The sequence below is a fragment of the Bradyrhizobium sp. JR4.1 genome (assembly GCF_040548605.1).
GTDB classification, from domain to species: Bacteria; Pseudomonadota; Alphaproteobacteria; order Rhizobiales; family Xanthobacteraceae; genus Bradyrhizobium; species Bradyrhizobium canariense.
This window is the reverse complement of record NZ_JBEPRY010000011.1, coordinates 81,012-102,065: the sequence shown is the minus strand read 5'-3', so window position 1 is coordinate 102,065 and position 21,054 is coordinate 81,012. Positions and strand designations below refer to the sequence as shown.

Sequence of the window (21,054 nt, the reverse complement as noted above, 5' to 3'; positions counted from 1 at the left end):
CGGCGCTTTGCGCCTTTGCCCACCCTACAAGTGTCTCTGGAACGTCAATCCCCCGCCTTCAACCGATAGCCGATGCCCGTCTCCGTCAGCACATATTGCGGCCGTTCCGGATCGGCCTCGATCTTCTGCCGGAGCTGGCGGACATAGACGCGCAGATATTGCGCGTCGGTCAACTCGTCCCAGAGCTCCCTCAGCAGGAAGCGGTGGGTGAGCACCTTGCCGGCGTGCTGCACCAGCACACGCAGGAGGTCATATTCCTTCGGCGACAGTTTGACGTCGCGCTCGCCGACTTTGACGATCCGGCGCACCAGATCGACCGAGAGATCGCCGGCACGAAACACCGGGCGTTCGCCCTGGATCTGAAGCTGGTGCCGCAGCGCGGCGCGCAGGCGCGCCAGCAGCTCGTCCATGCCGAACGGCTTTGTCAGGTAATCGTCGGCCCCGAGATCCAGCGCCTCCACCTTGCCGGCCTCGTCGCCACGGCTCGACAGCACCACGATCGGCACAGCTTCGTTGCGGGCGCGGATGGTGCGCAGCAGCTCATGGCCCTGGATGTCGGGAAGGCCGAGATCGAGGATGATCAGCGCGGGACCCTCGCTGAGCTTCTCCAGCGCGGTCTTGCCGTTCGACGCCTCCAGTATCTCATAGCCTTGCGTCGAGAGCCCCATCCGCAGCAATTTGCGGATCGGCGGCTCGTCGTCGATGACCAGCACCTTGATCGGGGCTGCGCTCATGCGGCGGTATCCAATGCGTGGGTCGGGGCCGGAATGGGCAGGCGGATGGTCAGAACCGCGCCGCTCCGGTCGCTGCGATTCGCGGCCGAGATCGTGCCATGCATCGCCTCGACGAAGCCGCGGGAGATGGCGAGCCCGAGCCCGGTGCCGGGACGGACATGGTCGCCCTTCTGCGCGCGATAAAACTTGTCGAACACGCTCTCGAGCTCCTCCGACGGAATGCCGTCGCCCTCGTCGGCAATCTGGAGCACCACATGATCGCTGTCGCGCCGGCTGCGGATCGAGACCACCGCGTGGGGCTGCGAATATTTGGCGGCGTTGTCGAGCAGGTTGAACAGCACCTGCTCGAACAGCACCGCATCGAGCTGGAGCATAGGCAGGTCTGCGGCCAACTCCAGCTCCACCTTGTGGGCGGTGAGGATCTTGGCTGCCCGCCGGAGCGCGCTGCCGACGATCTCTCCGAGATCGTGCAACGCCGTGTTGGGCACGATGGCCCCGGATTCGAGCTTGGTCATGTCGAGCAGATTGGCGATGAAGCGGTTGAGCCGTTCGGATTCGTCGATGACCGTCGCGAGCAGGTCGCGCTTCTCGGTGTCGGAGAGCGCGCTGGCGAGATCGCGCATGGTCGAGGCTGCACCCAGCACGGATGCGAGCGGCGTCTTCAGGTCGTGTGAAATCGACGTCAACAATGCGGAACGCAGCCGCTCGGATTCGACGGAGCGCTTGACGCGATCGACGTCCTCGACCAGCAGCACGCGCTCGATCGCCAGCGCGCCCTGGTCGACCAGCGCATCGAGCAGCCGGCGCTGGTCAGGCGTCAGCAAGGGACCGGTGCGGTCGTCGTCGATGCCGATCACGCCGATCGGGCCGCGCCCGGTGCGCATCGGCAGGAACAGCCGTTTTGCGCCAGGCAGGGTGTCCGAGCCGCGGCCTGCAGGGCGGTCGTTGCTCCAGGCCCAGTTGGCGGCGGCAAGATCGGCCTGATCGAGATCGTCTTCGGGGGGATAGCCCGACTTCACCGTGAGCAGGCCGTCCTCCGGCAACAGCAGCACCACGCGGACTTTCAGCATCAGCGCGATCTGGTAAGCGGTCGCCCACAGCACGTCGTCGAGCGTGCCGGTGCCGGCGAGCTTGCGGCTGAAAGCATAGAGCTGTTCGGTGGTTCGGATGCGGCCGATCGCAGCATCGGCCTGGGTTCGGACCCGTCCCGCGACGTTCGACACCACGAACGCAATCAGCATGAAGAAAAAGAACGCCGCGACATTGGTCGGATCGGTGATGGTGAAGGTATAGACCGGCGGCAGAAAGAAGAAATTGTAGGCGAGTGATGCCGCGACACTCGCAAGTAACGACGGCCACAATCCGTAGCGCACGGCAACGGTCACCACGGCGGTCAGGAACATCAGGTCGACGTTCTCAATGCCGAAATACGGCTTGATGGCCACGGCAGCAGCGAGGCCAAGTGCGGTGATCCCGAGAGCCTTCAGATAGGGCCGCGCATCGAACGGCTCCGATCGCGTTGCGGTCTGCACCGCCGTCTTTGGCGCCGGCTCGCTCGTGAGCTCATCGCCAGGGATGACATGCACGCTGATGTTCCCGGCGCGGCGCACCAGATCGTGCACGACGGAGCCGCGCGTGATCTCGAACCAGAGCGAGCGCGTCGACTTGCCGATCACGATTTGGGTGACGTTGTTGCCCTGCGCGAAGTTGACGACGTCGTCGGCGAGGCGGCGGCCGACGCCCGGAATCGTCAGCGCCTCACCGCCAAGCGATTCCGCGAGCCGCAGCGTATCGGCCAGTCGGTCGCGCTGCTCGTCGGAGAGCTGGAGCGAGCGCCGCGTCTCGATCGAGACCGCGATGAACGGCGCGTGCAGCCGGTCGGCCAGCCGCTTGGTGTAGCGCACGAGGCTGGCCGCACGCGGATCTTCGCTGACGCAGACGAGGATGCGCTCGCCTGCGGCCCAGGGACCCGCGATCGCATTCGCCTGCATGTGGGTGAGCAGCTGCTCGTCGACCCGCTCGGCCGTGCGCCGCAGCGCGAGTTCGCGCAGCGCGGTCAGGTTGCCCGGCGAGAAATAATGCTCCAGCGCCCGCTCGGCCTGCCTGGAGACATAGACCTTGCCCTCTTTCAGCCGCTGGATCAGGTCGTCCGGCGTGAGATCGATCAGTTCGATGGCGTCTGCGCGGTCGAACACCGAATCCGGCACGGTCTCCCGCACCCGCACATGGGTGATCTGCGCAACGACGTCGTTCAGGCTCTCGATGTGCTGAATATTGACGGCGGTGTAGACGTCGATGCCATGGGACAGCAGTTCTTGGACATCGAGATAGCGTTTTGGATGGCGGCTGCCGGCGGCATTGGTGTGGGCGAGCTCGTCGACCAGCGCGATTTTCGGCCGGCGCGCGATCACGGCGTCGAGGTCCATTTCCTCGACAGTCTGGCCGCGATAATCGAGCTTCTTGCGCGGGATCACTTCCAGCCCGCGCACCAGCGCCTCAGTCTCGGCCCGGCCATGGGTCTCGACGAAGCCGACCACGACGTCGATGCCTGACTTGCGCCTGGCGTGGGCGCTTTGCAGCATCTCGTAGGTCTTGCCGACGCCGGGCGCGGCGCCGACGAAGATCTTCAGCTTGCCGCTCACGCCCTCCTCCCGGCGCGCAGCTTCCAGCAGCGCCTCGGGCGAAGGACGTTGTTCGGGATCGCGGCGCTCTCGGACCATCAGCTCAATATAATCATCCGCGCGGACCTAGCCTAGACTACTTCGTGGCACGATCGAGCGCGAGATTGAGAGCCAGCACGTTGACCCGGGGCTCGCCGATCAGGCCGAGCAGGCGGCCCTCGGTGTTGGAAGCCACCATTTGCTTGACCTGATCCTCCGGCACGTTTCGCGCCTTCGCTACGCGCGGCACCTGGAATTGCGCCGCTTCCGGCGAGATATCCGGATCGAGGCCGCTGGCCGAGGTCGTCACGAGGTCGACCGGCACGGCGACATTGGGGTTCTCGCTCTTGAGCTTGTCCACATCTTCCTTCAGCCGGTCGGCGAGCGCCTTGCTGGTCGGGCCGAGATTGGAGCTACCCGAATTGGCGGCGTTGTAGGGCGCCGGCACCGTCTTGGTCGAATCGTTCGGGTCCGGCGCTACCGTCGCGGAGGGACGGCCGTGGAAATATTTGTCGTCCTTGAACTCCTGCCCGATCAGGGCGGAGCCAATCACCTTGCCGTCCTTCTCGATCATGCTGCCCTGCGCCTGCGCGGGGAAGATTGCGCCGGCAATAGCGGTCATCGCGAGGGGATAGGCCAAGCCAGTGACGGCGGTGAGCACCAGCAGCAGGACGATGGCGGGACGGATTTCTCTGAGCATGTGTTTCTCCTATTTCTCCGTCATTGCGAGCGAAGCGAAGCAATCCAGAATCTTTCCGCAGAGGCAGTCTGGATTGCTTCGTCGCTTCGCTCCTCGCAATGACGGGTTAAGCCAGGTGCAAGGCAACGACCGCGAGATCGATCGCCTTGATGCAGATGAAGGGAATGACGATGCCGCCGAGGCCGTAGATCAGCAGGTTGCGCCGGAGCAATGCGCCCGCCCCGACCGCGCGATAAGCGACGCCCTTGAGCGCCAGCGGGATCAGCGCGATGATAACAAGCGCGTTGAAGATGATCGCCGACAGGATAGCGCTCTGCGGGCTCGACAGGTTCATGACATTGAGCACGTTGAGCTGGGGGTAGAACGCCAGGAACATCGCCGGGATGATCGCGAAATATTTCGCGACGTCATTGGCGATCGAGAACGTGGTCAGCGCGCCGCGCGTCATCAGCAGCTGCTTGCCGATCTCGACCACCTCGATCAGCTTGGTCGGATTGGAATCGAGGTCGACCATGTTGCCGGCCTCGCGGGCCGCCTGCGTGCCGGTGTTCATGGCGACACCGACGTCGGCCTGCGCGAGCGCCGGCGCGTCGTTGGTGCCGTCGCCGCACATCGCCACCAGCTTGCCCTTGGCCTGCTCGTCCCGGATCAGCTTGAGCTTGTCCTCCGGGGTTGCCTGCGCCAGGAAGTCGTCGACGCCGGCTTCCGCTGCAATCGCGGCGGCCGTCATGGGATTGTCGCCGGTGATCATGACGGTGCGGATGCCCATGCGCCGCAGCTCGGCAAAGCGCTCGCGGATGCCGCCCTTGACGATGTCCTTGAGCTGGATGACGCCGAGCAGCCTACCGTCCCTGGCGACCGCCAGCGGCGTGCCGCCGGCCTTCGAAATGTCGTCGGCAATGGTCTGGATCTCGCGACCGATGTCCGAGAGCCCGGCGGGCTGGATGGAACGAGCCGTGTTGCCTGAGGCGACCACCAGCGGTGCACCACCACCGACATAGTTGAGGATGGCATCGACCGCGCCCTTGCGCACTGACGAGCCGCCGGCGTCGACGCCGCTCATGCGGGTCTGCGCCGTGAACGGGATGAAGGTGGCTCCCAACTCGGCCATGTCGCGGCCACGGATGCCGTATTTCTCCTTGGCCAGCACCACGATCGAACGGCCCTCCGGGGTCTCGTCGGCAAGCGAGGCGAGCTGGGCCGCGTCCGCGAGCTCCTGCTCGGTGACGCCGCGCACCGGGCGGAAGGAGGTCGCCTGGCGGTTGCCGAGTGTAATCGTTCCGGTCTTGTCGAGCAGCAGCGTGTCGACGTCTCCGGCGGCCTCGACGGCGCGGCCGGACATCGCCAGCACGTTGAAGCGGACCAGGCGGTCCATGCCGGCGATGCCGATTGCCGACAGCAGCGCGCCGATCGTGGTCGGGATCAGCGTCACGAACAGCGCGACCAGCACAACCACCGAGATCGAGCCGCCGGCATACGCCGCGTAGCTCGGGATGGTGACGGTTGCGAACACGAAGATGATGGTGAGGCCGGCCAGCAGGATGTTGAGCGCGATCTCGTTCGGGGTCTTTGCTCGTTCAGCGCCCTCGACCAGCTTGATCATGCGGTCGATGAAGGTCGAACCTTGCGCTGCCGTGATCCGCACGCGAATCCAGTCGGACAGCACCTGGGTGCCGCCGGTCACCGCCGAACGGTCGCCGCCGGATTCGCGGATCACGGGTGCGGACTCGCCGGTGATGGCGGCTTCGTTGACGGAAGCAACGCCCTCGATCACCTCGCCATCGGAGGGGATGGTATCGCCGGCCTCGACCAGCACGATGTCACCAACCTTGAGGCTGGTCCCCGGCACGAGATTGAAGGCCAGGCCGGCGCCGGTCAGCAGCTTGGCCTGGCTCTCGGTGCGGGTCTTGCGCAGCGATTCCGCCTGCGCCTTGCCACGGCCTTCGGCCACCGCTTCGGCGAAGTTGGCGAACAGCACCGTGAACCAGAGCCAGACGATGATCTGGAAGGTAAAGCTGAGATTCCCACCGCCCGTGACGAGATCGCGCAGGAAGATCACAGTGGTGAGCGCGGCCACGATCTCGACCACAAACATCACGGGATTCTTGATCATCAAGCGCGGATCGAGCTTGGCGAAGGACGCGCGGATCGCAGGCACGACGATCTTGGGATCGAGCATCGCCGAGACGGACGCGCGTTTTTGCAGTTTCATGGTATCCATGGAGGTCACTCCGAACAGTCAGAAGGCGGTCGATCAGAACACTCGCTGGTCAGAACACTTGGCCGGCGTTCATCGCGAGATGCTCGACGATGGGACCGAGAGCGAGGGCCGGGAAGAAGGTCAGGCCGCCGATGATCAGAATCACGCCGACAACGAGGCCGACGAACAGCCCGCCCGTGGTCGGGAGGGTGCCCGCGGACGGCGGGATCGATTTCTTGGCGGCCAGCGAACCCGCAATCGCCATCGCCGGGATGATCATGAAGAAGCGGCCGACGAACATCGCGCTTGCCAGCGTGAGGTTGTAGAAGAAAGTGTTGCCGGTGAGGCCTGCGAAGGCCGAGCCGTTGTTGCCGGTCGCCGAGGTGAAGGCGTAGAGCACCTCGGTGAAGCCGTGCGGCCCGGCATTCGCCATTGAGGCGACCGCCGCCGGATAGACCACGCCGACCGCGGTCCAGCCGAGGATCATCAGCGGCAGCACCAGGATCGCGAGCATCGCCATCTTGACCTCGCGCGCCTCGATCTTCTTGCCGACATATTCCGGCGTGCGGCCGACCATCAGGCCCGCCACGAAGATCGCGAGGATGACGAACAGCAGCATGCCGTACATGCCGGCGCCGACGCCGCCGACAATGACTTCGCCGAGCTCGATGTTGATCAGCGGAATCATGCCGCCGAGTGCGGTGAAGCTGTCATGCATGGCGTTGACCGCGCCGCAGGAGGCGGCCGTCGTGATCACGGCGAACAGCGAGGACGCGACGATGCCGAAGCGGACCTCCTTGCCCTCCATATTGCCGCCGGTCAGCCCGAGCACGTGCATGGTCGAAGTGCCGCTGGCTTCCGCCCAATAGGTGACGGCGACCCCAGCGACGAACAGCACGCCCATCACGGACAGGATTGCCCAGCCCTGGCGCTGGTTGCCGACCATGCGGCCGAACACGTTGGTCAGCGCCGCGCCGAGCGCGAAGATCGACAGCATTTGCACGAAGTTCGACAGCGCGGTCGGGTTCTCGAAGGGGTGCGCGGCGTTGGCATTGAAGAAGCCGCCGCCATTGGTGCCGAGCATCTTGATCGCGACCTGCGAGGCGACCGGGCCGACCGCAATGGTCTGCTTGGCGCCTTCGAGCGTTGTCGCATCGACATAATCGCCAAGCGTCTGCGGTATGCCCTGCCAGACCAGGAACAGCGTGTAGAAGACACAGATGGGCAGCAGGACGTACAATGTGCAGCGGGTGACATCGACCCAGAAATTCCCGACGGTGCGTGCCGACGCACGCGAGAAGCCACGGATCAGCGCCACCGCCAGCGCGATGCCGGTCGCCGCCGACAAGAAATTCTGGTGCGTCAGGCCGAGCATCTGCACGAGATAGGAGATCGTGCTCTCACCACCGTAGTTCTGCCAGTTGGTGTTGGTGATGAAGGAGATCGCGGTGTTAAAGGACAAGTCGGCGGCGACCGCCGACTGCCCGGCTGGATTGAACGGCAATACATCCTGAAGCCGCATCACGCCGTAGATGATGAGAAAGCCACCGACGTGGAACAGCAGCATGGCGACCGTATAGGTCAGCCAATGCTGCTCGCGCTTCTCGTCGACGCCGGAGAACCAGTAGATGCCGGCCTCGATCGGACGCAGCAGCGGCGACAGGAAGGTCCGCTCGCCGTTGAACACGCGCGTCATGTACCAGCCGAGCGGCTTTACGAGCGCGACGATAATGACGCAAAAGAGAATGATCTGGAGCCAACCGATCATAGTCATGAAATCAACCCTTCAGGCTTCGTGAGCACGGTCAGAATCGCTCGGGCCGCAGCAGCGCGTAAGTGAGGTAGAACAGGAGGCCGAGCGAAACGGCACCGGCGAGCGAATAATCGAAGATCATGGTCCGCTCCCTCAAAGCCGCTCGCAGGCGTAGGTGTAGCCGATCGCAAGGGCGAAGAAGCCGAAGCCCAGCGCCAGCATCAGAATGTCCATCATGGAGATACTCCTCGTTGCGCCCTTGATTTCGGCGCAACCGTTTCTCGGGAGACCCGGTCGGCGCGTGAAAGGAAATGCCGGTGCATTCCACGGCGCCTACCGGGACTTTTGACCGTGCTGAAGTGCCACCGCGGGCATAGGTTTTCGAGACGAAGGCCGTGGCGAAGTTATAGGAATCTCATAAAGGGGCGGGGCTGACAGCCTGGTCGGACAACGCTCGCGAGGCACATCACATCGTCGTCCCGGCGAAGAATGGCGCGCCACCGCCCCATCCCACACTTATGAAATCCCTATATCTCCCGCCCCGCCCCCATATCGTTTTCAAATGCCATTTTCGCCATCTTGGAGAGGCCGGCCGACTGACCGACGCCAATTCCAGGAGGCCTGACATGACCGCCGCACGCCGACACCACGAACTGCCGTCACTCAGCGACCGCTTGCGCAACACGCAGGTGATGACGCGGCCGTTGATGCTCGACATCATCGCGCACGTCTGCCGCCGCTTCCCTTCGCTTGGACCAAGCGAACGCACCGCACGCATCATGCGCCTGATCGATGTCGAGGCCTGGGCCGATGCCACGCTGGCGCTGGTAGAGCTGGAGCTGCCGCTATGGCAGGTCCGCCGCATCGCCTATGACGAGGGCGAATGGCACTGTGCGCTCTCGCGCGAACGCGAGTTGCCGGACTGGCTCGACGCCGCGGTCGAGGCCAGCCACGTCGATCTTTCGCTGGCGCTGCTGTCGGCTTTCATCGAGGTCGAGGCATTGGCCCTGGAAGTTTCGCGTCCGAGCGTTCCCACTGTTCGTCCCGCGTCTGACCCGCTCTATGAGCCGGTCGGCTGCGAAAATTTCGGCTAGTCCGCCGCTTGTCATCACAGTCGTGGCGCGCAGCCTCGGAGCATAAGCCCTCAGGCGCATCGACCGCGAATTGACCATGGCTGCCTACGGGGCGAGCAACCGGCTCCGTGGCCAAGAGGCACGGCTAAAAGGCGTGGCCAAAAACACTCGGCCGATCTGGCGCAGTTTCACGGAACCGTGTAGATCGGTTTCATGAGCATCAGCAACGTCAACGTGGTCGCCCATCCCCTGGTCCAGCACAAGCTCTCCCTGATGCGGGAGAAGGACCGCTCGACCAAGAGCTTTCGCGAGATCCTGAACGAGATCGGGATGCTGCTCGGCTACGAGGTGACGCGCGACCTGCCGCTGGAGCTGGTCGATATCGAGACGCCGATTTCGCCAATGCGGGCGCCCAAGATCGCCGGCAAGAAGCTCACGCTGGCGCCGATCCTGCGCGCCGGCGTCGGCTTCCTCGACGGCATGCTGGCGTTGATGCCCTCGGCGCGCATCGCCCATATCGGGCTCTACCGCGATCCCGAGACGTTGCAGGCCGTGGAATATTACTTCAAGGCGCCGCAGGACCTGTCGGACCGCACCGTGATCCTGATGGATCCCATGCTGGCGACCGGTAACTCGGCCTGCGCCGGCGCCTCGCTGCTGAAGGCGCGCGGCGCCCGCGACATCCGCTTCGTCTGCCTTCTGGCCGCGCCTGAAGGCATCGCGCAGTTCCAGAGCGAGCATCCCGACGTGCCGGTCTGGACCGCCGCGATCGACGAGCGGCTCAACGACCACGGCTACATCGTGCCGGGGCTGGGCGACGCTGGCGACCGGATGTTCGGCACCAAGTAGACAGGTTCGCGCGATCGGGTTAGCCCGGTTGCCATGAGCGCTAACGAATTTTCGCTGCAATCGCTGATCCGGACCGAAGCCGCCGCCGACCCGGCCTTCGTGTTCGACGGCACGCCGGTCTCGCGCGCGGAATTCTCGGAAAAGATCGAGCAGACCGCCGCCTGGCTTGCCGCGCGCGGTATCGGCAAGGGCGATGTCGTCGCGGTCTGGCTGGTCAACCGGATCGAATGGATCCCGCTGCTGTTCGCGGCCGCCCGGCTTGGGGCAATCGTCGCCGCCGTCAATACGCGCTACCGCAGCGCGGAGGTCGCGCATCTCCTGAAGCTGTCCGGCGCCCGTCTGATGGTGATCGAAGCCGCGTTCCGCTCGATCGACTTTGTCGCTATTCTCGCCGACATTGCGAAGGACGAGGTGCCTGCGCTGCGAGAGATCGCGGTGGTCGGCGCGGATGAGATTCCCGCCCAATGGCCCTGCGTGCGCCTCGATGCCTTCGAGAAGCCCTATCCGCCGGCCCCGCCGGCTCAGGATGATTTCGATCTGCCGGTTCTGCTCTACACGACATCGGGCACCACCAAGGGACCGAAGCTTGTCGCGCATTCGCAGCGAACGTTGGCCACGCACGCCGCCTGCGTTGCCAAGGCGCTCAAACTCTCGCCACAGCGCCATGCGCTGCTGGCCATGCTGCCGTTCTGCGGCACTTTTGGCATGACGAGCCTGCTCGGCTTCGTCGCAGCGGGCGCGACCGTCCATGTGCTCGACGCCTTCGAGGCGGCGCCGGCGCTGAAAATTCTCCGCGAGTGCGGGATCACGCACGCCTTTGGCTCGGATGAAATGTTCCGCCGCATCCTCGCCCTCGCCGAGGCGCCGCATCCGTTTCCGCATCTCGAACTCTGCGGCTTTGCCGCGTTCCAGCCCGGCTGGCGCGAGCTCGCTGCCGAGGCCGAGGCGCGCGGCATGCCGTTGCACGGCCTCTACGGTTCGAGCGAGGTGCAGGCGCTGTTCTCGATCGCACACTCGAGTGATGGCTTCACCGATCGCATCGAGGGCGGCGGCTGGCCGATGTCGCCGGAGGCAAGGGTCCGTGTGCGCGACACGGAGAGCGGCGAACTTGCGGCTCCTGGTGTATCCGGAGAGATCGAGATCCGGGCGCCGTCACGCTTCCTCGGCTACTACAACAATCCCGATGCGACGCGCGACGCCATCACCGCGGATGGCTTCTTCCGCACCGGCGATATCGGCCGGCTGCGCGGCGACGGCTCCTTCGTCTACGAAACCCGCGCGGGCGATGCCATGCGGCTCGGCGGCTTCCTGGTTGCGCCCGGCGAGATCGAGGACGAGCTCAAATCGTGCGCTGGCGTGGCCGATGCCCAGGTCGTCGCGGTCGATTTGAAGGGAAACGCCCGCTGCGTTGCCTTCGTGATCCCCGCCCGGGAACCCCACCACGAGCCGCCGCAGCAGGACGCGTTGATCGCGCGTCTGCGCGAGCGGCTGGCCGGCTACAAGGTCCCGGCGCGGATCTATGTCGTGGAAGCTTTCCCCGTCACCGACAGTGCCAACGGCGTCAAGATCCAGCGCGCCCGGCTTCGAGCCATGGCGATGGAGCGGATCGCTGCCGAATAACGTCTATGGGCTTCGCTTGGAGGCGACCATCGCAGCGCCCCACAATGGTGCGCGCTCAAGCCTAGTATGACTTGGCCAGCCCCAGCACCTTTTCCGCAATGAAGCTGAGCGCAAGCTGCGGGCTGACCGGTGCGATGCGCGGGATCAGAACTTCGCGCAAGTAACGTTCGACGTGGAACTCCTTGGCATAGCCGAAGCCGCCATGGGTCATCACCGCCTGCTCGCAGGCATGATATCCGGCTTCGCCCGCAATGTATTTCGCGGCATTGGCGGCGCCACCGCAAGGCATGCCCTTGTCGTATTGCCAGGCGGCCGACATCACCATCAGCCAGGCCGCCTCGAGCTCCACCCAGTTGACGGCCAGCGGATGCTGAATGCCCTGGTTCTTGCCGATGGGCCGGTTGAACACCACGCGGGTCTTGGCGTATTCGGTCGCGCGCGACAGTGCGAGCTTGCCGAGACCGACGGCTTCCGCTGCGATCAGAATGCGCTCCGGGTTCATGCCCTCGAGGATATACTGGAAGCCTTTGCCTTCTTCGCCGATGCGGTCTTCCATGGGGATCTCGAAATCCTCGAAGAACAGCTCGTTGGAATCGACGACCTTGCGGCCCATCTTCTCGATCTCGTGGACCTTGATCCTGTTGCGATCGAAGTCCGTATAGAACAGGCTCAACCCATGCGTCGGCGAGCGCACCTCCTCCAACGGCGTGGTGCGCGCCAGCAGCAGGATCTTGTGCGCGACCTGCGCGGTCGAGATCCACACCTTCTGGCCGTTGACGATGTAGCGGTCGTTCTTGGCCACCGCGCGGGTCTTGAGCTGGGTGGTGTTGAGGCCGGTGTTGGGCTCGGTCACGGCAAAGCACGCCTTCTCGCGGCCCTCGACCATTGGCGGCAGCATGCGCTTGCGCTGCTCCTCGGTGCCGAACACGACCACGGGATTGAGGCCGAACACGTTGATGTGCACCGCGGATGCGCCGGACATGCCGGCGCCGGATTCCGCGATGGCGCGCATCATGATCGCGGCCTCGGTGATGCCGAGGCCGGAGCCGCCGTAGGCCTCCGGCACGCAGATGCCGAGCCAGCCCGCGTCGGCGAGCGCCTTATGGAAGTCGTGCGGAAAACCGCCGTCGTGGTCCTTCTTCAGCCAATAGGCGTCGGGAAAGTCTTCGCAGATCTTCGCGATAGCGTCGCGAATGGCCTCCTGCTGATCCGTGAGCGCGAAATCCATGATGGTCTCCTTGCTGGGAGCCGCGCCCGCGCAATCTCCCGCCTCTTCGCGTTTCCCATGCGAGGGCCGTGGCCGATGACTGTACCCGGACGTGCCCTCGCTTGCGTTCTTTAGCTTGAAAAACCGGGCACAGATACGTGAATTTGCCTGCCAACTGTGTGTACCATGCATGGGATCATGCGGCGCCACGGTGTGAACGCGCCGTTATTTCGCAGGGAGGAAGACCGCGATGGCCGGACTTTATTTCGAGGAGTTTTCGGTGGGCCAGGAGTTCAGGCATCCCCTGACGCGGACCGTCACGGAGATGGACAACACCATGTTCAGCCTGCTGACCCTCAATCCGCAGCCGCTGCACATCGACGCGCATTTTTCGGCCCAGACCGAGTTCGGCCAGCGCATTTTCAACAGCCTTTACACCCTCGGCATCATGATCGGCATGACGGTCTATGATACGACCATGGGAACCACCGTCGCCAATCTCGGCATGACCGACGTCACTTTTCCGAAACCGGTCTTCCATGGCGACACTTTGCGGGCGACGACGAAGGTGCTTTCGTTGCGGGAATCCAAATCGCGCCCCAAGGCGGGCATCGTCGAGTTCGAGCACCACGCTCTCAACCAGAACGACGAGATCGTCGGAAAATGCCGCCGCATGGCGATGATGCACAAGAGGCCGGTCTGATGCGTTCGATGCTGTTCGTGCCGGGCGACTCCCCGCGCAAATTCGAGAAGGCCAGCGAAGGCAACGCCGACGCGCTGATCATCGATCTCGAGGATTCCGTCGTCACCGACAAGAAGCCGGAGGCGCGCGGATTGACGCTGGCGATGCTCAACGGCCGCAACAAGCCCCATCAGCTCTATGTCCGGGTCAACGCGCTCGACACCGGCATGACGCTCGCCGATCTCGCGGCGGTGATGCCGGGCAAGCCCGACGGCATCGTGCTGCCGAAATCGCAGGGCGGCGACGACGTGCGGCAGGTCGCGACCTGGCTGGAAGCTTTGGAGGCTGCGGCTGGCATCGCCATCGGCGCAACGCGCATCGTCTGCGTCGCGACCGAAACCGCAGGATCGATCTTCGGGCTCGGCAGCTACAAGGGCTGCTCTCCTCGCCTCGCGGGCCTGATGTGGGGCGCGGAGGATCTCTCGGCCTCGCTCGGTGCGACCGAGAAAGCGTCAGGCGGCGTGTTCCACAGCCCTTATCGCCTGGCGCGCGATCTCTGCCTGATGGCGGCCGCCGCGGCCGAAGTCGCGCCAATCGACACCGTCTATACCGAGATCGACAATCTCATCGGGCTCGAACAGGAAACGCGCGCGGCGCGGCGCGACGGTTTTTCGGCGAAAGCGCTGATCCATCCTAAGCACGTCGACGTGGTCAACGCGGCGTTCGAACCGACCGAGGCCGAGCGCAATTGGGCCGAGAAGGTGATCGCAGCATTCGCGAGCAATCCGAACTCCGGCACGCTGCGCCTCGACGGCCAGATGATCGACAAGCCGCATCTTCGTGCTGCGATGAAGATTCTCGGCCAGAGCTAGATCAGGAACGGAATAAACTGAACTCGCGGAGAGTCCCCCTCACCCGGAATTTGCTCGCGCAAATTCCGGCCTCTCCCCGCACGCGGGGAGAGGCCAAGATCAGACGATCTTGATCGACATGTCCGGCAAGCCGTCGAGCTTGCACAAGAGCACGTCGCCCTTCACGACCGGACCGACATTCTCCGGCGTGCCGGAATAGATGATGTCGCCGGCCTTGAGCTCGAACGCTTCCGACAGTTTTGCGATCTGCTCGGCCACGCTCCAGATCATCTTGCTGAGATCCGAGCTCTGCTTCACGGTGCCATTTATCGCCAGCGAAATGGCGCCTTTGTCGAAATGACCGGTCTTGCTGGCCGGGTGGATCGGGCCGAGCACCGCGGCGTGGTCGAAGCTCTTGCCGATCTCCCAGGGCTTCTTCTCCGCGGCCATGCCGTTCTGGAGATCGCGCCGGGTCATGTCGAGGCCGAGCGCGTAACCATAGACGTGGTCGAGCGCCTTCTCGGCCGGGATGTTGCTGCCGCCGGATTTCAGCGCGGCGACCAGCTCGACCTCGTGGTGATAGTTCTTGGTCAGCGACGGATAGGGATGATCGGCGACCTCGCCGATCGCGACGTTCTGGATTGCGTCGGTCGGCTTCTGGAAGAAGAACGGCGGCTCGCGGTTCGGGTCCGAGCCGCGCTCGATCGCATGCGCCGCGTAGTTGCGCCCGATGCAGTAGATGCGTCGGACCTGGAACACCTGGGTTTCGCCGACGATCGGGATGGTGACCATCGGCACTGGAAAGATCGGCTTCGGCCCCGTCTGCGCCGCAGCCGGCGCAACTTCCGCGATCGAAACAGCACCTGCGGCCGCGGCAATTGCGAGCAGCTCTCGTCGCGTTGGTGAGATCTCTTTCATGTTTTGTGCTCCCTTTTTATGTTCGTTGGGCGCATCATGCGCGCCGACCCGCCTGATAATCAATATTCAGTATGCCAGCAATGCTGCACCGGCACGTCCTCTGATCGACGAGAACAGGCCACCTGCAGCCGCGCCTTCCAAACCGGCTCCCTTTCGCCACTAGCATGGAACTTGCATAAATTCTGGGCGACATGGATGCCGCATGAACCTCATCAGCCTCGATATCCGCATGCTCCGGTCGCTGATCTCCGTGGTCGAGACCGGCAGCATTACCGAGACCGCGCGGCGGCTGGGCCGCACCCAGCCGGCGATCACCCTGCAATTGCAGCGGCTGGAGGAGCTCACCGGGAAACAATTGTTCGAGCATGCCGGCCGCCGGCTGACGCTGAGTGAGGACGGCACCACGGTTCTCACCTACGCCAAATCCATCCTGCGGTTGCATGACGAGTTGATTTCGCAGCTGGCGTCGCAGGAGATCGAGGGTCAGGTCGTACTCGGCACGCCCGACCTCTATGCCGCCTTCATGCTGCCGCAGATCCTCAGCGTGTTCCGAAAATCCTTCCCGCGCGTCCAGGTCGAGCTCAATTGCGCGCTCTCGACGCCGCTGGTGGGCCTGGTCAAGCGCGGCGATGTCGACATCGCGCTCGTCACCCGCATGAACGATTTTACGGGCGGCCAGGTGGTACGGCGCGAGCAACTGGTCTGGATGACCGGCGAGCAGTCCGCCGCGCACCAGGAACGGCCCATTCCGCTGGCATTGCTACCGCCGGGCAACATCTATCGCGACTACGCGATCGACACGCTGGAACGCGCGAATTTGCGCTGGCGCATCGCTTGCGTCAGCGAAAGCGTCGGCGGCCTCCAGGCGGCGGCCTTCGCCGGCATGGCCGTGACTGTACTTGGCCGCAGCGCGCTGGTGCCGGCGATGCGCGAGATCGGCCCGAACGAGGGCCTGCCGCCGCTGCCGAAGATCGAGCTGCTGCTCTACAAGTCGAGCGGCGCGACCTCGAAGGCGGCGACCGCCTTGCACGACTATCTCGCGCACTATCTGCGCCTCGACGAGGAGCTCAGCGGCCGCGGCGATCCGATCGAGCTGTCCTGAGCTTCATGCCTTCGCGCGCGCCGGCTTTTCGCGGAGCGCCAGTGACGGCCAGAACGCTGCCCAGGGCTGCGCCGCTTCGAACGCAGCGGCGATGCGGAAGATCGTGGGCTCGTCGAGCCAGGCAGCGACGATCTGCAAGCCGATCGGCATTCCCTCGCGATCGAAGCCGCAGGGCAGCGTCGCGGCCGGTAGGCCGGCGAGGTTGATCGGCCAGGTGAAGGGCGACCAGCCGAGATGCGGATCGACCTTGCCGCCGTCGATCGTCTCGACGCCGAGACGGCCGGCCTCGAACGCAGTCACCGCGACGGTCGGCGTCACCAGCGCATCGACGCGCTCGAAAAGCTTCAGGAAGCCGCTGCGAGCCTGGCCGCGGCGATACCCCGCTTCGATATAGTCCGTGCCGCTGTAGCGCCGGCCGGCACTGATGACGTCAAGATAATCTGCTTCGGAGCTGGCGAGATCGGCCGTGGTCTTGCTCGCGACAGCCGCCGCCTGTTCGGTAAAGGCGATCGGCTTCAGCGTGTGCTCGAGGATGCCGGGATCGAGGCCCGGACCATCCATGGTGACCTGCGCGCCGCAGGCATCGAGAATGGCCAACGCCTTGCCGAACGCCGCGCGCACATCGGGGCTGACAGCGGCGTAGCCGAGATCGACGCTGGCGCCGATACGAATGCCGTTCAACGGCGCGGCCTTCGTATCGAACCGCCGCGCCGCCACCGGCAGGCTCGCGGGATCGCGCAGATCGTAGCCGGCGATGATCTCCAGCGTCAGCGCGGCATCCGCAACCGTGCGCGTGATCGGCCCGGTATGTGCGAGCGAGCCCCAGGACGGTGGCGAGAAGCCGGGCGAACGCGGCACCAGGCCAAAGGTCGGCTTCAGGCCAAACACACCGCAGAAGGACGAGGGCACGCGGATCGAGCCAACGCCATCGGTTCCGATCGCGATCGGACCGCAGCCGGCGGCAACGCCCGCCGCCGCGCCGCCGCTCGATCCGCCGCTGGTGCGACCGGCGTTCCAGGGATTGCGCGTGGTGCCAGTGACCGGGCTGTCCGCCGTCAACTTGTATCCGGACTCGCAGGTCGTGGTCTTGCAGGTGACGATTGCACCCGCCTCCTTCAGCGCCGAGACAACGGCCGCATCGGCATCGGGCACGAATGCCTTGTTCATCGGCGAGCCGCCATAGGCCGGCACGCCTGCGACAAAGACCAGGTCCTTGATCGTCACAGGTATACCGGCGAGCGGCCCCTTGGCCTCGCCGGCACGCATCTCCCTGGTGAGACGATCGGCCTCCGCCCTCGCCTGCTCGTACATCGGCGTCACCACCGCGTTGCAGGCCCCATTCGTCACCTCCAGGGCGGCAATGGTGTCGTCGACGACATCGCGCGGAGTGAACGCCTTGCGCCGGTAGCCGGCCAGGATCTCGGTTGCGGAAAGCGAGCCAAGGCCAGTCAGCGCCGGCGGGAAGGCCGTTCGGCCAAAACCATCAGTCATCATCAACCCTAAAGTGCTAGCTGAGCGCCGCGTCGACGGCGCGCTTGGCCATGACCGTGACGAGATGCGCACGGTAGTCGGCTTCGGCATGGATGTCGGAGGTGAGACCCTCGGTGTCGATCTTGATCGCCGCGATCGCGGACGGATCGAAACTTCGAGACAGCGCATCTTCCATCGGGGGAACGCGGAATACGCCGGAGCCCGCTCCGGTCACGGCCACGCGAACGCCATCGGCGAATTTCGCGACGAACACGCCGACCAGCGCATAGCGCGACGCTGGCGCCTTGAACTTGGCGTAGCCCGCCTTGAGCGGCACCGGAAAGCGGATCGCCGTGATGATCTCGCCAGGCTCGAGCGCGGTCTCGAACAGGCCGCGGAGGAACCCGTCGGCCGCGATCTCGCGCGTGCTGGTGACGACGGTCGCGCCAAGACCGAGCACACCTGCCGGATAATCGGCCGCTGGATCGTTGTTCGCGACGGAGCCGCCGATCGTGCCGCGAATGCGCACGGCGGGATCGCCGATCATCGACGCCAGCGCGGCGAGACCGGGAATCTTTCCTTGCACCAGCTTCGAGGCGGCCACCACCGCGTGTGGCGTCATCGCACCGATGGTGATGGTGGCGCCGCCGTCGGTGATGCCCTTCAGATTCCCGAGCTTCGACAGATCGATCAAGGCAGGCGGGCTCGCCAGCCGCTGCTTCAGCGTTGGGATCAGCGTCATGCCGCCGGCGACGAGCTTGCTGTCCTCGATCGAGGTCAGCAGTTTGGCAGCGTCGGGAATCCGGTCCGGCTGGTGATAGGCAAACGGTTTCATGATTGTCCTCCCTATTCCGCAGCGACCGGCAGCGATGCATTCTGAAGCAGGCGCCAAATCCGGTTCGGCGTCGCCGGCATGTCGACATGGGTGACGCCGAGATGCGACAGCGCATCGACCACCGCGTTGATCACCGCGGCCGGCGAACCGATGGTGCCGACCTCGCCGCAGCCCTTCACGCCCATCGGCGTGTGCGTGCACAGCGTCGAATGGGTCGAGATGTTCATCATCGGCATATGGTCGGCGCGCGGCATGCAGTAGTCCATCAGCGAGCCCGATAGCAGCTGGCCCGAGCCCTCGTCATAGACCGCGTTCTCGTACAGCGCCTGACCGACGCCCTGCACGATGCCGCCGTGCAACTGGCCCTCGACGATCATCGGGTTGATGACCGTGCCGACGTCGTCCACCGCGGTGTAATTGACCAGCGTCACCGTGCCGGTTTCCGGGTCGATCTCGACCTCGGCGATGTGGCAGCCGCCGGGATAGGTGAAGTTGACGGGATCATAATAAGCCTGCTCTTCCAGTCCCGGCTCCAGCACTTCGAGCGGATAGTCGTGCGGCACGTAAGCGGCGCCCGCGATCTCCTCGAACGTCTTCATGCGGTCGGTGCCTGCGACCGAGAATTTTCCGGCCTCGAACTGGATGTCCATCTCGGCCGCTTCAAGCAGATGCGCCGCGATCTTCTTGCCTTTCGCGACCACCTTGTCGGTCGCCTTCGACAGCGCCGCGCCGCCAACCACCAGCGAACGCGAGCCATAGGTACCCATGCCGAACTGCACGCGATCGGTATCGCCAAACACGATGTCGACATTGTCAAACGCGACGCCGAGCTTTTCCGAGACGATCTGCGCGAACGTCGTCTCGTGGCCCTGGCCGTGATTGTGCGTGCCGATCATGACCGTGACCTGGCCGGTCGGATGCACCCGCACCGTGGCGCTCTCATAGAGCCCGCCGCGCGCGCCCAATCGTCCCGCGAAGCGCGACGGCGCGAGGCCGCAGGCCTCGACATAGGTCGAGTAGCCGAGCCCGCGGAGTTTGCCCCTGCGCGCCGACTCCGCCTTGCGGATACCGAAATTCCTGACGTCGGCCGCGACAAGAGCGCCGTCGAGACATCCCATCGGATCGCCGGAATCATACTGCACCAGCACCGGCGTCTGGTAGGGATAGGCCTCCTTCGGGATCATATTGCGCCGGCGGATCTCGACGCGATCGATGCCCATCTCGCTGGCTGCGACGTCGACGATGCGCTCCAGCACGAAGGTCGCCTCGGGACGGCCGGCGCCGCGATAAGCGTCGACCGGAACGGTATTGGTGAACACCACCTTCACGTTGCAGTAGATTGCCGGCGTGGTGTAGACGCCGCCGAGCAGCGGTCCGTAGAGATTGGTCGGGATGTTCGGCCCGAAGGTCGAGAGATAGCCGCCCATATTGGCGAGCGTGTTGACACGGAAGGCCAGGAACTTCCCGGTCTCGTCCAGTGCAAGCTCGGCCTCGGTGACGTGATCGCGGCCGTGACGATCGGAGACGTAGCCTTCCGACCGGCTCGCGACCCATTTGATCGGCCGCATCACGCGCTTGGCGGCCCAGGTGATCACGGCCTCCTCGCCGTAGTGGAACTGCTTGACTCCAAAGCCGCCGCCGACATCGGGCGCGACCACGCGCAGCTTGTGCTGCGGAATGTTCAGCACCAGCGCGCCCATCAGGAAGCGTACGACATGCGGGAACTGGCTGGTGGTCCACAGCGTGAAGCGATCCGTGCCGGGCTCATATTCGGCGATCGCCGCGCGCGGCTCCATCGGGTTGCCGATCAGCCTGTTGTTGACGAGGCTGAGCTTTGCGACATGCGCCGCTTTCCGGAACGCAGTCTCGACCGCGGCCTTGTCGCCGAGCTCCCAATCGCAACAGAGGTTGTTCGGCACGTCGTCGAACAATTGCGGCGCGCCGGGCCGCACGGCTTCGAGCACGCCGACCACTGAGGGCAGCACCTCGTAATCGACCGTGAGCAGTTCGGCCGCCGCGCTGGCCTGCGCCGGCGTCTCCGCGACGACGAAGGCCACCATGTCGCCGACGAAGCGCACCTTGCCCTGCGCCAGCATCGGGAATGGGGGCTCCTTCATCGGCACGCCCTTGGCATCCGAGATACCCCAGCCGCAGGGCAGCGATCCCAGCTTGTCCGCGGCGGCATCCTCGCCGGTCAGGACCGCGATGACGCCGGGCGATGCGAGCGCCGCACTCTTGTCGATGCCGCGCAGGATCGCGTGTCCGTGCGGCGAGCGCACGAACACACCCGCCGTCATGCCGGGACGCTTGATGTCGGAGACGTAATTGCCGCGGCCGGTGAGGAAGCGCTGGTCCTCTTTCCGTTTGGGTGAAGCGCCGATCCCGATCACATTGCCCATG

17 protein-coding genes are annotated in these 21,054 nt (G+C 64.9%); 6 read left to right on the top strand and 11 right to left on the bottom strand.

All coding sequences use genetic code 11. From position 1 onward, the window contains the following. Positions 1-44 precede the first annotated feature (44 nt). The 6 genes from ABIB90_RS21940 to ABIB90_RS21915 form a co-directional block, all read right to left on the bottom strand. On the bottom strand, positions 45-734 hold the full coding sequence (locus ABIB90_RS21940) for a response regulator (RefSeq protein ID WP_007595746.1): 690 nt from the start codon (positions 732-734) through the stop codon (positions 45-47). Next, complete coding sequence (locus ABIB90_RS21935) at positions 731-3,454, bottom strand: DUF4118 domain-containing protein (RefSeq protein WP_354201347.1); 2,724 nt, start codon at positions 3,452-3,454, stop codon at positions 731-733. Before ABIB90_RS21935 ends, ABIB90_RS21940 begins: the two co-directional genes overlap by 4 nt. A gap of 37 nt (positions 3,455-3,491) precedes the next feature. Next, a complete protein-coding gene (locus ABIB90_RS21930; RefSeq protein WP_354201346.1) occupies positions 3,492-4,094 on the bottom strand; it encodes a K(+)-transporting ATPase subunit C in 603 nt (200 codons plus the stop codon). A gap of 106 nt (positions 4,095-4,200) precedes the next feature. After that, complete coding sequence (gene kdpB / locus ABIB90_RS21925; protein WP_354201345.1) at positions 4,201-6,315, bottom strand: potassium-transporting ATPase subunit KdpB; 2,115 nt, start codon at positions 6,313-6,315, stop codon at positions 4,201-4,203. 49 nt (positions 6,316-6,364) lie between these two features. Further along, positions 6,365-8,068, bottom strand: a complete 1,704-nt coding sequence (gene kdpA / locus ABIB90_RS21920; protein ID WP_354201344.1) for a potassium-transporting ATPase subunit KdpA — start codon at positions 8,066-8,068, stop codon at positions 6,365-6,367. A 31-nt stretch (positions 8,069-8,099) separates the two neighbouring features. Beyond that, complete coding sequence (locus tag ABIB90_RS21915) at positions 8,100-8,189, bottom strand: K(+)-transporting ATPase subunit F (RefSeq protein ID WP_018454042.1); 90 nt, start codon at positions 8,187-8,189, stop codon at positions 8,100-8,102. A gap of 484 nt (positions 8,190-8,673) precedes the next feature. On the opposite strand from ABIB90_RS21915, the gene ABIB90_RS21910 reads away from it, so the two are divergent. The 3 genes from ABIB90_RS21910 to ABIB90_RS21900 all read left to right on the top strand — a co-directional run bounded on the left by ABIB90_RS21910 (position 8,674) and on the right by ABIB90_RS21900 (position 11,589). Then, positions 8,674-9,141 (top strand): hypothetical protein, encoded by a 468-nt coding sequence (locus tag ABIB90_RS21910; RefSeq protein WP_354168286.1) that lies wholly within the window; start codon positions 8,674-8,676, stop codon positions 9,139-9,141. A gap of 192 nt (positions 9,142-9,333) precedes the next feature. Beyond that, positions 9,334-9,969: a uracil phosphoribosyltransferase gene (upp, locus tag ABIB90_RS21905; RefSeq protein WP_354127265.1), complete on the top strand. Its 636-nt coding sequence runs from the start codon at positions 9,334-9,336 to the stop codon at positions 9,967-9,969. A 33-nt stretch (positions 9,970-10,002) separates the two neighbouring features. Beyond that, on the top strand, positions 10,003-11,589 hold the full coding sequence (locus tag ABIB90_RS21900) for an AMP-binding protein (protein WP_354201343.1): 1,587 nt from the start codon (positions 10,003-10,005) through the stop codon (positions 11,587-11,589). A gap of 61 nt (positions 11,590-11,650) precedes the next feature. Here ABIB90_RS21900 and ABIB90_RS21895 read toward each other — a convergent pair whose 3' ends face one another. Continuing rightward, positions 11,651-12,817, bottom strand: coding sequence for an acyl-CoA dehydrogenase family protein (locus ABIB90_RS21895; RefSeq protein ID WP_007595760.1), 1,167 nt, complete (start codon positions 12,815-12,817; stop codon positions 11,651-11,653). Between the two features lie 229 nt (positions 12,818-13,046). Here ABIB90_RS21895 and ABIB90_RS21890 point away from each other — a divergent pair, with 229 nt between their 5' ends. Then, positions 13,047-13,499, top strand: a complete 453-nt coding sequence (locus ABIB90_RS21890) for a MaoC family dehydratase (RefSeq protein ID WP_007595761.1) — start codon at positions 13,047-13,049, stop codon at positions 13,497-13,499. Continuing rightward, positions 13,499-14,350 (top strand): HpcH/HpaI aldolase/citrate lyase family protein, encoded by an 852-nt coding sequence (locus ABIB90_RS21885; protein WP_354168293.1) that lies wholly within the window; start codon positions 13,499-13,501, stop codon positions 14,348-14,350. Before ABIB90_RS21890 ends, ABIB90_RS21885 begins: the two co-directional genes overlap by 1 nt. 99 nt (positions 14,351-14,449) lie before the next feature. Here ABIB90_RS21885 and ABIB90_RS21880 read toward each other — a convergent pair whose 3' ends face one another. Beyond that, positions 14,450-15,247: a fumarylacetoacetate hydrolase family protein gene (locus tag ABIB90_RS21880; protein WP_219681205.1), complete on the bottom strand. Its 798-nt coding sequence runs from the start codon at positions 15,245-15,247 to the stop codon at positions 14,450-14,452. A 202-nt stretch (positions 15,248-15,449) separates the two neighbouring features. Between ABIB90_RS21880 and ABIB90_RS21875 the strand changes: the two genes are divergently transcribed. Then, positions 15,450-16,349 carry a LysR substrate-binding domain-containing protein gene (locus tag ABIB90_RS21875; RefSeq protein WP_027519799.1) on the top strand — a complete coding sequence of 300 codons (900 nt, stop codon included), beginning with the start codon at positions 15,450-15,452 and terminating at the stop codon, positions 16,347-16,349. A 3-nt stretch (positions 16,350-16,352) separates the two neighbouring features. Here the strand turns inward: ABIB90_RS21875 and ABIB90_RS21870 are convergent, their stop codons facing one another. Genes ABIB90_RS21870 through ABIB90_RS21860 form a run of 3 tightly spaced genes read right to left on the bottom strand, consistent with a single transcriptional unit; the run spans position 16,353 to position 21,053 of the window. Then, entirely contained in the window at positions 16,353-17,840 is a 1,488-nt protein-coding gene (locus tag ABIB90_RS21870; RefSeq protein ID WP_354168297.1) for an amidase, read from the bottom strand. A gap of 16 nt (positions 17,841-17,856) precedes the next feature. After that, a complete protein-coding gene (locus tag ABIB90_RS21865) occupies positions 17,857-18,654 on the bottom strand; it encodes an FAD binding domain-containing protein (protein WP_354168299.1) in 798 nt (265 codons plus the stop codon). An 11-nt stretch (positions 18,655-18,665) separates the two neighbouring features. Next, positions 18,666-21,053, bottom strand: a complete 2,388-nt coding sequence (locus tag ABIB90_RS21860; protein WP_354168301.1) for a xanthine dehydrogenase family protein molybdopterin-binding subunit — start codon at positions 21,051-21,053, stop codon at positions 18,666-18,668. Between the last annotated feature and the right edge of the window lies 1 nt (position 21,054).

Coding starts and splice junctions, on each gene's coding strand:
- ABIB90_RS21870 (WP_354168297.1), bottom strand. CDS start 17,840: ATGACTGATGGTTTTGGCCGAACGGCCTTCCCGCCGGCGCTGACTGGC.
- upp (WP_354127265.1), top strand. CDS start 9,334: ATGAGCATCAGCAACGTCAACGTGGTCGCCCATCCCCTGGTCCAGCAC.
- ABIB90_RS21915 (WP_018454042.1), bottom strand. CDS start 8,189: ATGATCTTCGATTATTCGCTCGCCGGTGCCGTTTCGCTCGGCCTCCTG.
- ABIB90_RS21895 (WP_007595760.1), bottom strand. CDS start 12,817: ATGGATTTCGCGCTCACGGATCAGCAGGAGGCCATTCGCGACGCTATC.
- ABIB90_RS21890 (WP_007595761.1), top strand. CDS start 13,047: ATGGCCGGACTTTATTTCGAGGAGTTTTCGGTGGGCCAGGAGTTCAGG.
- ABIB90_RS21875 (WP_027519799.1), top strand. CDS start 15,450: ATGAACCTCATCAGCCTCGATATCCGCATGCTCCGGTCGCTGATCTCC.
- kdpB (WP_354201345.1), bottom strand. CDS start 6,315: ATGGATACCATGAAACTGCAAAAACGCGCGTCCGTCTCGGCGATGCTC.
- ABIB90_RS21885 (WP_354168293.1), top strand. CDS start 13,499: ATGCGTTCGATGCTGTTCGTGCCGGGCGACTCCCCGCGCAAATTCGAG.
- kdpA (WP_354201344.1), bottom strand. CDS start 8,068: ATGACTATGATCGGTTGGCTCCAGATCATTCTCTTTTGCGTCATTATC.
- ABIB90_RS21880 (WP_219681205.1), bottom strand. CDS start 15,247: ATGAAAGAGATCTCACCAACGCGACGAGAGCTGCTCGCAATTGCCGCG.
- ABIB90_RS21865 (WP_354168299.1), bottom strand. CDS start 18,654: ATGAAACCGTTTGCCTATCACCAGCCGGACCGGATTCCCGACGCTGCC.
- ABIB90_RS21860 (WP_354168301.1), bottom strand. CDS start 21,053: ATGGGCAATGTGATCGGGATCGGCGCTTCACCCAAACGGAAAGAGGAC.
- ABIB90_RS21910 (WP_354168286.1), top strand. CDS start 8,674: ATGACCGCCGCACGCCGACACCACGAACTGCCGTCACTCAGCGACCGC.
- ABIB90_RS21940 (WP_007595746.1), bottom strand. CDS start 734: ATGAGCGCAGCCCCGATCAAGGTGCTGGTCATCGACGACGAGCCGCCG.
- ABIB90_RS21900 (WP_354201343.1), top strand. CDS start 10,003: ATGAGCGCTAACGAATTTTCGCTGCAATCGCTGATCCGGACCGAAGCC.
- ABIB90_RS21930 (WP_354201346.1), bottom strand. CDS start 4,094: ATGCTCAGAGAAATCCGTCCCGCCATCGTCCTGCTGCTGGTGCTCACC.
- ABIB90_RS21935 (WP_354201347.1), bottom strand. CDS start 3,454: ATGGTCCGAGAGCGCCGCGATCCCGAACAACGTCCTTCGCCCGAGGCG.